At 66.1% G+C, this 13,526-nt stretch carries 11 protein-coding genes; 3 read left to right on the forward strand and 8 right to left on the reverse strand.

The window, feature by feature from the left end; all coding sequences use genetic code 11:
• Positions 1–34: 34 nt before the first annotated feature.
• From ACODTA_RS03845 to radA, 5 genes are all read right to left on the reverse strand, one after another.
• The gene (locus tag ACODTA_RS03845) at positions 35–367 is read right to left on the reverse strand and encodes a DUF423 domain-containing protein (RefSeq protein WP_489064475.1); all 333 of its coding nucleotides are present in this window, start codon (positions 365–367) and stop codon (positions 35–37) included.
• Complete coding sequence (locus tag ACODTA_RS03850; protein WP_489064476.1) at positions 364–2,133, reverse strand: cation:proton antiporter domain-containing protein; 1,770 nt, start codon at positions 2,131–2,133, stop codon at positions 364–366. Before ACODTA_RS03850 ends, ACODTA_RS03845 begins: the two co-directional genes overlap by 4 nt.
• Positions 2,133–2,561, reverse strand: a complete 429-nt coding sequence (locus tag ACODTA_RS03855; protein ID WP_489064477.1) for an iron-sulfur cluster assembly scaffold protein — start codon at positions 2,559–2,561, stop codon at positions 2,133–2,135. The genes ACODTA_RS03850 and ACODTA_RS03855 overlap by 1 nt, the downstream gene beginning before the upstream one ends.
• Entirely contained in the window at positions 2,558–3,109 is a 552-nt protein-coding gene (locus tag ACODTA_RS03860; RefSeq protein WP_489064478.1) for a CvpA family protein, read from the reverse strand. The genes ACODTA_RS03855 and ACODTA_RS03860 overlap by 4 nt, the downstream gene beginning before the upstream one ends.
• Positions 3,110–3,268: 159 nt before the next feature.
• Complete coding sequence (gene radA / locus ACODTA_RS03865) at positions 3,269–4,648, reverse strand: DNA repair protein RadA (RefSeq protein ID WP_489064479.1); 1,380 nt, start codon at positions 4,646–4,648, stop codon at positions 3,269–3,271.
• A 115-nt stretch (positions 4,649–4,763) separates the two neighbouring features.
• Between radA and ACODTA_RS03870 the strand changes: the two genes are divergently transcribed.
• Positions 4,764–5,462, forward strand: a complete 699-nt coding sequence (locus tag ACODTA_RS03870) for an endonuclease/exonuclease/phosphatase family protein (RefSeq protein ID WP_489064480.1) — start codon at positions 4,764–4,766, stop codon at positions 5,460–5,462.
• Here ACODTA_RS03870 and ACODTA_RS03875 read toward each other — a convergent pair.
• From ACODTA_RS03875 to ACODTA_RS03885, 3 genes are all read right to left on the reverse strand, one after another.
• Complete coding sequence (locus tag ACODTA_RS03875) at positions 5,443–6,999, reverse strand: sensor histidine kinase (RefSeq protein WP_489064481.1); 1,557 nt, start codon at positions 6,997–6,999, stop codon at positions 5,443–5,445. The two genes, ACODTA_RS03870 and ACODTA_RS03875, sit on opposite strands and share 20 nt — an antisense overlap.
• Before the next feature lie 103 nt (positions 7,000–7,102).
• Positions 7,103–7,807: a response regulator transcription factor gene (locus tag ACODTA_RS03880; protein WP_489064482.1), complete on the reverse strand. Its 705-nt coding sequence runs from the start codon at positions 7,805–7,807 to the stop codon at positions 7,103–7,105.
• Positions 7,808–7,821: 14 nt separating this feature from the next.
• Positions 7,822–9,435: a DUF4153 domain-containing protein gene (locus ACODTA_RS03885; RefSeq protein WP_489064483.1), complete on the reverse strand. Its 1,614-nt coding sequence runs from the start codon at positions 9,433–9,435 to the stop codon at positions 7,822–7,824.
• 523 nt (positions 9,436–9,958) lie between these two features.
• Here ACODTA_RS03885 and ACODTA_RS03890 point away from each other — a divergent pair.
• Together ACODTA_RS03890 and ACODTA_RS03895 are read left to right on the forward strand one after the other, a co-directional pair.
• Positions 9,959–11,005, forward strand: a complete 1,047-nt coding sequence (locus ACODTA_RS03890; protein WP_489064484.1) for an ABC transporter substrate-binding protein — start codon at positions 9,959–9,961, stop codon at positions 11,003–11,005.
• Between the two features lie 88 nt (positions 11,006–11,093).
• Positions 11,094–13,523: a TonB-dependent receptor gene (locus tag ACODTA_RS03895; protein WP_489064485.1), complete on the forward strand. Its 2,430-nt coding sequence runs from the start codon at positions 11,094–11,096 to the stop codon at positions 13,521–13,523.
• Positions 13,524–13,526: the final 3 nt, after the last annotated feature.

Raw genomic sequence — 13,526 nt, forward strand, 5'->3', positions numbered from 1 at the left:
GGAGCGCAATTTCATAGTCAGGACAGGCGGCGCCCTATCCCCGCAGCGCGGTCCAGCCGAGCCAGAGCCAGCCGATGATCAGCAATGTTCCGCCAATCGGCGTGATTGCGCCCAGCCAGCGCGGTGCGCCGATCGCCATCGCATAAAGCGTCAATGCGAAGATCGCGCCGCCCACCAGGAACAAGGCAGCCGGCGCCTTCGCGCCCAGCCTGTCGACGATCGCCAGTGCCGCCACCGCATGGATCAACTGATAGGTCGCGCCGGTCTTCAACCATTCGGCCGCCTGTGGGGACGCGGCGCCATGCGCGCCGAACGCACCTGCCGCCACCGCGATGGCGCCCGACAGCGCCGCCAGCAACACGATCATCCGCAATCCTCCTTGAGCCCGGCATTGCGCTGGCTGAACATGCGATCCATTCCCGCGCGGATATCGCCGGTCTCGCTCTGCACCTTCAGCCGGGCCTCATCGCGCGCGCGATAATCGGCCTCGGTATGGTCGATCTCCGCATCGTCGATGCCCAAAGCGCGCATCGATTGCCGGGCGAGCGCGATCGCGCTTTCGAACACGTCGCGCACCGCGCCCGCGACAGGCGCGGCGCCGATCCGCATCATGTGACGCCGATCATAGGCGCGCAGCAGGATGGAAGCGTCGGGAAAAGCCTTGGCGATCAATCCGATCGATGCTTCATCGAGCCGGTCACCGTCGAGGCAGAAGATCAGCGCCTGGGCATCCTCGGCACCCGCGCGGCGCAGCAGATCGACGCGCGTGCCGTCGCCATAATAGACCTTCATACCGAAATCGCCCGCGACCGCGATCGTTTCCGGGTCCGAATCGATCAGGGTCACCTGAACGCCCTGGCCGACCAGCATCTGACCGACCGTCTGGCCGAAACGGCCATAGCCGACGATGATCGCCGACGCGCCGTCACTGATCGGCCCATCGAGCTTCGCCGCACCCGCGCGAGGCTCGGCACGGAACCGCCGGGTGAAGGCCATCAGGAACGGCGTGGTCGCCATCGAGATCGTCACGACCGCGCCGAACAGGCTGGCCGCCTCCGGCTCGATCAGCATCGCATCCTGCGCCTGTGCGAACAGGACGAAACCGAATTCGCCGCCCTGGCTGAGCAGCAGGCCCAGCGCCAGCGCCTGGCGCCACGCCATACGGAACAACAACCCCAGTCCCATCACGATCGCGGTCTTGGTCACGATCAGCGCGGCCGCCATCGCGATCACGAACACCGGCCGTTCGGCGATCACGGTCAGATCGAGCATCATGCCGACCGCGAGGAAGAACAGGCCGAGCAATATGGTGCGGAACGGCTCGACATCCGCTTCCAGCTCGTGGCGATACGGGCTTTCGGCGAGCATCACGCCCGCGACGAACGCACCCAGCGCGGTCGACAGACCCAGTGCCTCCATCACGGCCGCGCTGGCGATGACGGTGAACAATCCGGCAAAGACGAACATCTCGCGCTCGCCGAGATTGCCGATCAGCCGGAACAGCGGATTCAGGATGAAGCGCCCGGCAAGCACCAGCCCCACCACCGCGAGCACCGTATAAAGCCCCAGCACCCAGCCCGGCGGCCCCGCCGCATCAGCGGGGTTGCGCGACAGCGCCGCGATGATCGTAATCAATGGGACGATCGAGAGATCCTGGAACAACAGGATCGAAAAGGCCCGTTCGCCGAACGGGGTGCGCAACCGCCCGGCCGATTGCAGCATCGGCAGCACCTGTGCGGTGGAGGACAGGCCGAGCGGCAGGCCCAGCGCCAGCGCCGCGGCCAGGGTGAAGGGCGTACTTCCATAGACGAGCAGCGCCACCGCGAGGCCGCACAGCGCGACCTGAAGCAGGCCGAGCCCGAAAATATCGTTGCGCATCTGCCACAACCGCGTCGGCGACAATTCCAGGCCAACAAGGAACAACAGCAAGGTGATGCCCAGTTCGGCGATGCCGAGCTTTTGTTCGGCATCGCCGACCAGCCCCAGCAGGTGCGGCCCAACCAGCGCGCCGGCGACGAGATAACCAAGCACCGCGCCGAGCCCGAGCTTGCGGAACAGCAGCACGAACGCCATCGCGAAACCGAGCAGGATCACCCCGTCGCGCAGCATCGGCACGCCGCCGCCCTCGTGCATCAGGCGCCCGCGGCGCGCACCGCAGCCTCCGTCACCGCTTCGAACGCCAGCCGGATCGATGGGTGCCGCGCGGCATGCGGCCGCGCCGGCAGGAAGATCTCCAACCCTGGCCAGTCGCCCGGATCATCACGCGTGCCCGCCAGAAACCCGGCCAGCGCGTCGCGCGCCGCCTCCAGCTCGGGCAGCGTCTTGCCGATCGCGGCCGCGCCCATCAGCGATGCAGATGCCTGGCCGAGCGCACAGGCGCGCACCTCCTGGCCAAGCGCCGAAACCCGCCCATCGGCATCGAGCATCACATCGACGGTCACACGACTGCCGCAGACCGGCGAGCGCTTCTCCGAGCTGCCTTGCGGCGCCGGCAGGCGCGCATGATGCGGGATGGTCGCGGCGAGTTTCAGGATCGCGGTGTTGTAGAGCGGCGCATTCATTTCGACGCGTTGCTCGCGGACGCATCATTGTCAGGCGCGCCGCCATCCTCCTGCCGCTCCTCGACAAAATCGACCAGCGCACGGCTCGACGCGTCGAGCAGGGGATAGGTATAGGATTTGGCCATCCATTCGGGGCGCTGGGAACGGCCGCCATAAAGCGTGTCATAGACCAGGCTGACGCCCAGATAGATGACGGTAGCGATGATCAGGCCCTTCAAGGCGCCGAAGCCGATGCCGAGCACGCGATCGAAGCTGCCGAGCGCCGACTGCCGCGTGCGCCGCCCCACCGCGCGCGCGGTCAGCCGGCCGGCGAGGAAGGTCAGGCCGAACACCAGCGCGAAGGCGAGCACCATCGCGCCGCCCTCCGTGCCCACCCAGTCGCGGACGAGCAAGGTCGTCGGCTCGTGGAACATCTTAACCGCGAAAACCGCGACGATCCATGCGAGCAGGGACAGAACTTCGGTCGTGAAGCCGCGCAGGAATCCCAGCACGGCGGCGCCGCCGACGAGCAAGAGAACGATGATGTCGAGAGCGGTGAAGGCAGCCATGGGTTCCAGCTAGAGTATTTTCCAGTCAGGTGGAATCACCTGACGACTCGGAGGATGCCAAAAAGCCTACAGCCCAAGTTCACGTAAATTTGAATCCGCTTTCGGCGACTGTCATCAAATCTCCACCGTTTCTGCACTTGGGGTGTCGAACGCCGCGCTTCAACCGGGGTCGCGCGCCAGCATATGATCGACGAACTGGCGCAGCGTGCGAAAGCCAGACAGCGTCAATCCGCCCTTCTCGCTACCGACCGCAGACGGCACCAGCGCCCGGCCGAAACCCAGCTTGCCCGCTTCCTTCAGGCGCAGGGCGCCATGCGCCACCGGTCGGATCTCGCCGGAGAGCGCGATCTCCCCGAAGGCGACCGCGTCGGACGGCACCGGGCGCTCGCTGAGCGCGGAGACCAGGGCGGCCGCCACCGCAAGATCGGCGGCCGGATCCGACAGGCGATAGCCACCGGCGATATTGAGATAGACCTCGCAGGTCGAAAAGCTGAGCCCGCACCGCGCCTCCAGCACCGCGAGCACCATCGCCAGCCGTCCCGAATCCCAGCCGACCACGGCGCGGCGCGGCGTGGCGCCGCTCGCCAGCCGCACGGTCAGCGCCTGGATCTCGACCAGCACGGGTCGCGTGCCTTCGAGCGCGGGGAACACCGTCGATCCCGTCACGCTTTCGTCGCGATTGGTGAGGAACAGAGCGGACGGGTTCGAGATTTCCTCCAGTCCCTCAGCCGCCATCGAGAAGACCCCGATCTCGTCGGTGCCGCCAAAGCGGTTCTTGATCGCGCGCAGGATGCGATATTGATGGCTGCGCTCGCCTTCGAAGCTGAGCACGGTATCGACCATATGTTCCAGCACGCGCGGCCCGGCGATCGCGCCATCCTTGGTGACATGGCCGACGAGCACCAAGGCCGTGCCGCGTTCCTTGGCGAAGCGGATCAGTTCCTGCGCCGAAGCACGCACCTGGCTGACCGTGCCCGGCGCCCCTTCGATCAGGTCGCTGTGCATGGTCTGGATCGAATCGATCACCAGCAACGCCGGCGGTTTGCCGCTGCCGAAGGTAGTCAGGATATCGCGCACCGAGGTCGCCGCCGCCAGTTGCACCGGCGCGTTGCCAAGGCCAAGCCGGCGTGCGCGCAACCGCACCTGATCGGCGGCCTCCTCGCCCGAGACATAGGCGACGCTCATCCCCGAACAGGCCAGCCGCGCCGCCGCCTGGAGCAACAGCGTCGATTTTCCGATACCCGGGTCGCCGCCGATCAGCGTCGCCGATCCCTCGACGAAACCGCCGCCCAAGGTGCGATCGAGTTCCTTGATCCCCGTCGCCGCCCGCTCCGGCAAGGAGATGTCCGCATCGAGCCCGACCAGCGTGACCGCCCGGCCGCCCGATTGCAGGTTATGCTTGGCGGCAAAAGGCGTAACGACAGCGGCCGCCTCCTCCACCAGCGTGTTCCATTCGCCACAATCGACGCACTGCCCCTGCCATTTTGGGGAAACCGAGCCGCAAAGCTGGCAGACATATCGACGCTGGGGTTTTGCCATGGATGTTCCCTAACTGTTCCAATCGTCGAACGCCAGACGCCTTTGTGCGTTGTCACGCCATGGTCGTACGATTTTCCGCCTGCCCCCATTGCTTCAGTCCGGCTATGGCGTCCGCATGATGCGCGTCGCGAGCTACAATATCCGCAAGGCCATCGGCACCGATCGCCGCCGACGCCCCGAACGGACACTGGAGGTGCTCAACGAGATCGGAGCCGATGTGATCGCGCTGCAGGAAGCGGACCGGCGCTTCGGCGCACGCATCGGCGTCATCCCTCTCCACATGCTCGACGAACATAGCGACTATGCCCATGTCCCCTTCGACATGCGGGCGAACAGCCTGGGCTGGCACGGCAACGCGATCCTCGTGCGCAAGTCGGCAAAGATCATCCGCCGCGAGGTGATTCACCTGCCTGCACTCGAACCGCGCGGCGCGGTACTGGCCGATATCGCGCTCAACGGCGCGACGCTGCGCATCGTCGGCATGCACCTGGACCTGTCCGGGCTATGGCGTCGCCGCCAGGCGCACGCGCTGCTCCATCATCTCGACGCCTGCGCACCGATGCCGACCGTGATGATGGGCGATCTCAACGAGTGGAGCCGCCAATCGGGCTGCCTGCGCGATTTCGGCAAGCATTTCGCGTTCGCCGATTGCGGCAAGAGCTTCCATGCCCGCCGCCCGGTCGCGATGCTCGATCGCATCATGGTTTCACCGCATCTGGAAGTGGCCGACAGCGGCGTCCATCTGAGCGCGGCGGCGCGCAAGGCATCCGATCACCTGCCGATCTGGGCGGATATCACGCACGCCTCAATCTGATCTCGATCAAGGCCCCTATTTCCACGCGCATGCTGCGGATGCCGCCGCCGCTGGCCGCCAGCAACGAACGCGCGATCGCCAGGCCAAGCCCCGATCCTCCCTCGGAACGGCGGCCGGTATGGAAGGGTTCGAAGATGCGCTCGTGATCGGCTGCCGGTACGCCGCGACCATTGTCGGCAACCGAAAGCAACAACCCGCCCTCATCCACGCGCGCTGAAATCCCGATTCGCACAGCCCCCGCCTGGCGGCTGTTCTCGACCAGAGTTTCCAGCACCGCCTCGATCACTTCAGAGGGAACCGCCGCCGCCGGCAGATCCCCCGGAATCGCGATATCGATCGCCAACCCTTCGCCGCGATGCGCGTCGGCCACGCGCCGTGCCGGCCCGGCAAGCCCGGTGGCGGCGTCGTTCGGCATCACCGTCATATCCGCGCGCGCCAGATCGAGCAGCCGCTGGACGAGGTGCGACAGCCGATCTGCATCGGCCATCGCGTTCGACAGGAAGCGCGTCCGTTCGGCCTCGGTCATCTCCGCGCCATGATCGCCGAGCAGTTCGAGTGCACCGCGCAGTCCGGCGATCGGCGTCTTGAACTCGTGGCTCACCGCCGCTGCGAAATCGCGCAGATAACGCGATCTCGCTTCGATCCGCTCCGCCATCAGCGCGAAATTCTCGTAGAGCGTGCGGATCTCGACCGCGGCGGTCGCGGGCGTTTCCGGGACCTCGACCGCACCGCGCGCCACCGACTCGGTGGCCCGGCTCAGCGCCTCGATCGGCCGGGCGATCGCGCGGGAGAGCAGTCCGGCCAGGAACAGCAAGGTCACGAAGATCGCGGACATGCCGAACAGGATCTTGCCGCGATCCTGATAGATGCCGAGGAACAGCCCGCGCGGGCTGCGCGACAGCATCAATCCGCCGATCACCTGGCCATTGGCGATCACCGGCCGCACATAATGGACACGGATCGCCGAAGCCCGGCTGAGCGCCTCCGCCGCATAACGCGCCTCATAGCCGCCGCGCCGGCGGAGCACCGTCATGCTCCGGCCGCCAAGCGCCGCTTTCACCTCCGGCACCTGCGCATAGCTGCGGCCCAGATCGGTGCGCCCGAGGACAACGACGCCCCGATGATCGAGCACACGGATCGATGCGAGCGTGGTCTGGACGGTATCCTCGACAACGGGCTTCAGCCGGCGTCCCGCGATCGCCGCGCGCGGATCCGATCGGTCGGCGACGATCGGAGCATGCATCACCGGCAGGATCGGCATCGCATTGAGATCGACGCGCGGCCGCTCGATTCGGAGCGGTCGCGGTTCCTTCGCGATCGGTTCGGGCCATGACGAGCGATAGGCACCGGCCAGTGCCGCCGCCTGCGCGATCAGCTCGGTTTCGGTCTGCTGGACCAGCGTATTCTCATAGACGCGCAGGAACACCGCGGCGACGCCGGGCAGCGCCGCGACGAACAACAGCACGCCGAACAGGATCGCGCGCAGCCGGATCGGCGGCCAATGCCGCTTGAGCCATTGCTTGAGCGGTTCGATCATCGCCGCTGGATGTCATCCCCGCGAACGCGGGGATCCAGGAGATGCCGGAGATCGCACACTATGCCTCTGGATCCCCGCGTTCGCGGGGATGGCAGCAGGAAACTCACTGAGCGGTCCCTGTACACACCCCGATCCGGTAACCGATGCCCGGACGCGTCTCGATCAGGTCGCCCGCCCCCAGCCCCACGAACTTGGCGCGCAGGTTGCGGATATGGCTGTCGATCGTGCGGTCGGTCACCGCGAAGCCCGGCCCGTGCAGCCGATCGATGATCGCATCTCGGCCAAACACCTTGGACGGCAGCGACGCAAGCAACAGCAGCAACTGGAATTCGGTCGCGGTCAGTTCCACCGGCTCTCCCGCCCAGCGCGCTTCCCAGCCCTCGGGGTCGAGCGACAGGCGATTATGGACCACCTGCCCCTGCGGTCCGGCCGCCGCCAATGCGCGCCCGCCGCGCTTCAGGATGGCGTTGACGCGGGCGACAATCTCGCGCGGCGAGAAAGGCTTCACGACATAATCGTCGGCCCCCAGCTCCAATCCCACGACACGATCGATCTCGTCGTCGCGCGACGACAGGAAGAGCACCGGCACGTCGCCCGTCGCCCTCAGCCGCCTGCAAACCTCGATCCCGTCGAGACGCGGCATATTGATGTCGAGGATGACGAGATCGGGATTCCATTTCTCCACGGCCGCGAGCGCGTCCTCCCCGTCACCCGCCTCGCGCGTTTCCATGCCCGCCTTGCCGAGCGCGAAGGACAGGACATCGCGGATATGCGGGTCGTCATCGACGATCAGGATCAACCGGCTCATATGGTACGCTGTTGTCACCGCTTGGGCTCCGCTGTCAAAGGTTCGGCGCGCTTTTCGCGTGCGATGGCTGAGGATGGCGGCGCAGCGACCACCGCCGGCGCCGTTTCGACGATCACCGCGATTGCCGGTTCGGGCGGCGGGAACGGAACGCCATCGCATCGGCGAGGGCCGACATGCTGCCGTTTCAGGTCCTTTTCGGCGATCAACCGCTCCGCCGTCCGGAAACGCCGGTCGTCGCGCCAGGTCCAGCCGCGCCAGTCGGTCAGCACCGGTTCCATCTCGTCCATCAGCCGGTTGCGCGACCAGGCCAGCTTTTCGCGCAGTGCCGCATCGCGTGTCCGCCCTTCAAGCTCGACGATCGGCAGCAGCGCGGAGGAACCAAGTTCATTCAGGTAGCAAAGATCGAGGTGCACACCCCGTCCCCCCGCCTCGCGCGCATGACGGACGTTCCAGGCGGCCGCCATCCGGCCGAGATCGACGACGCTGCACGCGCCGAGAACCAGCAGCGCCGCGACGGCATTCATCCCGATCAGCCAGCCATCGCTCTTGCCCCGCCACATGCGCAGGCAGATCAGCATCAGGCCCAGTCCGACCAGCCCCATCCAGATCAGCGCGGCGATCCGCAGCCGTGTCAGCGAATAGGCATCGATATAGTCGAAGGTCCGCAACATCGACGATGCAACGAGCAGTATATTCTGCGCCACCCAGATCGTCACCAGCGCGCGGATCGCCGGGCGACCGGCCGTCTCCGATCCCGGACGCATGGTAACGAGCACGAACAACCCGGCAAGCAACGCCGTCGCGATCAGCGGATAAGCGCCCTGATGCGCATAGTCGGCCATGGTCTGCTTGCCAGGCAAAGGCGCGCCGCTCCACAGAAAGGCGATATCGAGTCCGTTCTGCACCGCGAACAACGCGTTGAACGTCACGAGCGACAAAGTGACCGAAGCGGTATTGACGCCAGGCAGCGATAGCGGCGCACCGGCCGTCCGGGGCGGACCGAACGGCACGAAGACGAAGGGCCGCAGCAAGGCCCAGCCAAGTGCGAAGACCATGGCCACGAAAGCGGCGCGGACGGGAAAGGCCCCGTCGATCGCGAGCCCGGCATCGAGTTGCGCCAGTGCGTCGGCGATGACCGGATTGGCGGTGGCGAACAACGCCAGGAACACCAGGCTACCCGCGATCGGCAAAGCGACGAGCGGCAACAGCCGCAGACGCCCGCTCACCCGCCGGCGCGCCCGCGACCAGCGGCCGGCATCGATCACAGGCCCGACGGGAATCGAGAACAGGTGCAGCAAGAGCCGGATGGCCCAGCGCCGCACATCGTCGAACCCCGCCACCCGCGGGCTGATCGCCGCGAAGGCCAGAGCCGTCCAGCACAGGATCGCCGCGAGCAGCGACGGCGCCTCGGCCAGCACGCCGGCAAGCCCCGTCGCGATTGCAATCGCGACGATGGCGAAAGGGTTACGCCGGATCGCGGGGCGCAACGCCAACAGTACGGCGATCATGGCAAGCGCGAAGTAGCCGGTCGTTGCGCCGACATGGTGAAACAGGAAAAGCCAGTTGGCGAAGAGCGCGAGCGCGACCGCCGCGCCGAACTTGGCGGAATAGGAATAGCGAAGCGGCATGACCGGTCCCTCCCAGTGGAGACTGCATCATGGCTTGCGGCCGGGGAGCCATGGTCCGCCCAACGTGCTGCATCGGTGGAACTGTCGTGCAGAAATCGTGCAGGCGATGGCGATCGGGCTAGCCCGACTATCGCACGGAATAGCAAAAGTTGAGTTGCGGACTTTTTTTCTACAATTTAAGTAGACTTTATCGGAACAGAGGGCGCCTGGTCGCCGCCCTCCGGCTTTTCGCTGCCGATAAGACTCGCGGCTTTTGAAGGGATGCAGCTTGCTCCGCGTCAACAACGGCTAAAGCGCGATGCAGGGCAGCGTGACGCCCGGCTTCGTGATCCCCCCAGGTTAAGGGGAAGTGACGAATGCGAAGACACGTTTCCACGACAGACGGACTCCGCTCGCGGCGATGTCGCCGTTGAGTTGAACTGATCGCGGGCCACCACGCCCGCGCCATCCCTTTTGCACATCCATCAGCCGCGCCTGATCGCGCGGCGCCGGGCGCGTGCGCCCATCGAAAAGGCCCTGCGACATGACGACCACCAAAGAGATCAGCGAACTCTGGTATACGCGCTGCCCCGTCCCCACCCCCCTCGGCCTTGCGGTCCAGCTCGACTGGTTCGCCGAGGAATTTGGCCGCGACGGTATCGCCCTGCGCTCGATCCAGGAAACCAGCGATCCCAATGCGCGGGAATCGCATTTCGACCACAACCTGCCGCGCTCCTTTCGCCAGGGCGGCAATATCCCCGCGATCTGGGCACGCGCCAATGGACGCGACACGCGTGTGATCGGCCTGTCCTGGACCGACGAATTCCAGGCGATCCTGACGCTTCCCGGTTCAGGCATCCGCCGGGCACGCGACCTGCGCGGACGGCGGATCGGGCTGCCGGTCAATCCTATCTCGATCGATTTCAATCGCGCCAGCGCGCTTCGGGGTTTCGCCAAGGCACTCGAACTCGACGGGCTTTCGCTCGATGCGGTCGAGCGGGTCGATACCGTCAATGACGTCGCGAACGGTGTCGACGGCATCGCCACGGGCGAAGGGTTTCGCCGCCGCAGCCGTCACGGTTACCGCGCCGAGGCGCTGGCGCTCGTGCGCGGTGAGGTCGATGCAATCTATGTGAAGGGCGCGCTCGGGCTGGAAACCACGCGACTGATCGGCGCGCTGATCATCGCCGATCTCGGTTTCCATCCCGATCCCAAGGTGCGGATCAACAACGGCACACCGCGCACGCTGACCGTCGATGCCGGGCTGATCGAGGAACGCCCCGATCTCGTCACGCGCTTCCTGCGCCGCGTGCTCGACGCCGGTGACTGGGCGGCGGCACATCCCGACGAGGCGGTCGCCTATATCGCGCGCGAGGCGGGATCGTCACCCGACTGGGTGCGCGCCGCCTATGGCGAACATGCCAGCCAGCGGCTCGGCACCTTCCTGACCGAGGACGCGATCAACGCCTTGTCGGACTTCAAGGATTTCCTGTTCGCGCACGGCTTCCTGCCAGACGATTTCGACGCGCGCGCATGGATCGACCCGCGCCCGCTGGCCGAACTCGCCACCGATATCCGGCAGGTTGCCTGACGCTTTCGATCATCTGCCCACAAGCGCGCCGCCACAGAGCACCCCGGCAACGGGAGCAATCGCGCCCACTCGGAGGAATGAAATCTCGATGTTGAAATCCCGTTTCCGTTCGCATCTCGCACTGGCCGGCGCGGTATCGCTCACCGCGCCCGCGGCGCCGATCTGGGCACAAGCACCGGAGACCGAACCGGTCGACGCCGCAGTCGCCGCTGCCGATGACGGTGGCGACGCGATCATCGTCACCGCCAATCGGCGCGAGGAAAAATTGCACGACGTGCCGACCGCGATCACGGCGGTCGGCGGCGAGGCGCTGCAACGGCTGGAGGTCCGCTCGGCAGCCGAGATCATCCGCCTGATCCCCAATGCCTCGGCCGCGCAAACCGAGGGGCGCAATCGGCCGCGCTGGTTCATTCGTGGCGTCGGCAGCAACGACCCGGCGGCGAACGTCGTCAATCCGATCGGCGTCTATTTCGACGAAGTCTATGTCAATTCGCCCTTCTTCCAGGCGTTTCCGGTCTTCGACCTTGAACGCGTCGAGGTACTGCGCGGGCCGCAGGGAACCCTGTGGGGCAAGAACACCGTCGGCGGCGCGATCCACTATATCTCGCGCAAGCCCGAATTCGATCCGTCGGGCTATGTCCGCGCCGGTATCGGTAATTTCGGATCGGTTTTCACCCAGGGCGGCTTCGGCGGCGCGGTGGTCGATGACGTCGTCGCGGCGCGCGGCTCCTTCTTCTACGAGCGGCGCGGCAACGTCTACGACAATGTCGGCAGTGCGGAGAAAGGCACCGGCCGCTTCGACGACTTCGCCGCGCGCGTGCAATTGCTCGTCAGGCCCTCGGACGATCTGAAGATCCTGCTCTCCGGCCGCTTCCGCAATTTCGACGGCACCCCCATCCCGCGCTTCATCGAACCCGCCTTCCCCGACACGGCGGCGCTGAAGGGCGCGTCCGCCCCCGCCGACGATTACGGCAATGTGCCGACGGGCAACCGCGATCTCTACGCATCCAATGTCCCCGGCATTTCGAAGACCAAGCAGCGCGGCGCGACGCTCACGCTCGAATGGACGCCGGGCGACTACACCGTCACCTCGATCACCGCCTGGGACAAGGGCGACAACCTCAGCCAGGGCGATGCGGACTATACCGTGTTCGAGGGCTCACGATCGCGCACGGATCTGTCGAGCGAACAGTTCACGCAGGAATTCCGGATCACCAGCCCCCGTGACGATCGCTTCAACTGGATCCTGGGCGCGCATTATTTCTGGGAGGATTTCTCCTCCGACGCGTCGACCGCGACGATCGCGACGACGGCCTATAAGGATCGCGGCACCGGGCCGGCGCGCTGGCGCCACGCCTATTTCCAGAACGTCCTCTATGACCAGACGGCCAAGAGCTATGCGCTGTTCGGCAGCGGCACCTTCAACTTCACCGACGCGCTCAGCCTGACCGCCGGCATTCGCTACACATCGGAGAAGCGCGCGGCGACGATCGACATTTTGAACGGTGCGGGCGATGCGTCGCGCCGGCTCAACACCGTCGATCCGGCGACTGCCCCCACCGCCGCACGGCCGCTCGTCACCTTCACCGATCCCTCTACCTGGTGGCTCAGAAGCTCGGTGACCGCGAGCACACCCTATGTGCCCTTCACCGCATCCCCGTCGAAGACCTGGAACCGCCTGACCTGGGACGTCACGCCGCAATTCCGGATCAGCGACGACGCCCTGCTCTATGGCCGTTTCGCGCGCGGTTTCCGGTCAGGCACCTTCCAGGCAAGCGCCACCGCCGCCGCCCAGTTCGATCCCGACGGCATCGCGCCCGAGGATCTCTATTCCTACGAAGCGGGGCTCAAGACATCGTGGTTCGGCGGCAAGCTGACCGCCAATCTGGCCGCCTTCTATTACGACTACAAGAAGATCCAGGTGCTGGTGCAGGGCGTTCCCGTCTCTGCGGGCGGCACCACGATCTTCACCGCCCGGCTGATCAATGCCAAGGGCTGGTCGAAGGGCATCGAACTCGACGTCGCCGCGCGCCCGGTGAAGGGGCTGCGCATCGCGGGCAGCGTCGGCCTGCTCGACACCAATTACACCGACGACTTCATCCCCAACAATCCGAACACCGGGCTGCTGTTCGGCAAGGGCAACCAGTTCACCCGCGCCCCGCATTTCACCGGCAATATCGACGCCGAATACAGTTTCCCCATCGGCAACTGGAACATCGCGGTCGGCAGCGACTGGAGCTACCGCACCAGCCAGTATTTCACGGTCAACGCGCAGGAAACCGATCCCGCCGCCAACGACTATCTGGTCAGCCGCTATCAGCAACAGGCGGGCTATGCGCTCGGCAATGCGCGGCTTTCGCTCTCCGCGCCCGGCGACCGGCTGGAATTCCAGCTCTTCGTCCGGAACCTCACCGACAAACGATACAAGATCCTGACCTTCGGCACCCAGCAGGGAGCCCGCCTCACCACCTATGGCGATCCCCGCACCTGGGGCGCGTCGGTCTCCGCGAAATTCTGAAGA

Source organism: Sphingomonas sp. FG14, assembly GCF_057809675.1.

Bases quoted from the DNA above. Each gene is read 5' to 3' on its own strand.
- ACODTA_RS03885 (WP_489064483.1), bottom strand. From the start codon at position 9,435: ATGCCGCTTCGCTATTCCTATTCCGCCAAGTTCGGCGCGGCGGTCGCG.
- ACODTA_RS03895 (WP_489064485.1), top strand. From the start codon at position 11,094: ATGTTGAAATCCCGTTTCCGTTCGCATCTCGCACTGGCCGGCGCGGTA.
- ACODTA_RS03850 (WP_489064476.1), bottom strand. From the start codon at position 2,133: ATGCACGAGGGCGGCGGCGTGCCGATGCTGCGCGACGGGGTGATCCTG.
- ACODTA_RS03845 (WP_489064475.1), bottom strand. From the start codon at position 367: ATGATCGTGTTGCTGGCGGCGCTGTCGGGCGCCATCGCGGTGGCGGCA.
- ACODTA_RS03860 (WP_489064478.1), bottom strand. From the start codon at position 3,109: ATGGCTGCCTTCACCGCTCTCGACATCATCGTTCTCTTGCTCGTCGGC.
- ACODTA_RS03870 (WP_489064480.1), top strand. From the start codon at position 4,764: ATGATGCGCGTCGCGAGCTACAATATCCGCAAGGCCATCGGCACCGAT.
- radA (WP_489064479.1), bottom strand. From the start codon at position 4,648: ATGGCAAAACCCCAGCGTCGATATGTCTGCCAGCTTTGCGGCTCGGTT.
- ACODTA_RS03875 (WP_489064481.1), bottom strand. From the start codon at position 6,999: ATGATCGAACCGCTCAAGCAATGGCTCAAGCGGCATTGGCCGCCGATC.
- ACODTA_RS03880 (WP_489064482.1), bottom strand. From the start codon at position 7,807: ATGAGCCGGTTGATCCTGATCGTCGATGACGACCCGCATATCCGCGAT.
- ACODTA_RS03890 (WP_489064484.1), top strand. From the start codon at position 9,959: ATGACGACCACCAAAGAGATCAGCGAACTCTGGTATACGCGCTGCCCC.
- ACODTA_RS03855 (WP_489064477.1), bottom strand. From the start codon at position 2,561: ATGAATGCGCCGCTCTACAACACCGCGATCCTGAAACTCGCCGCGACC.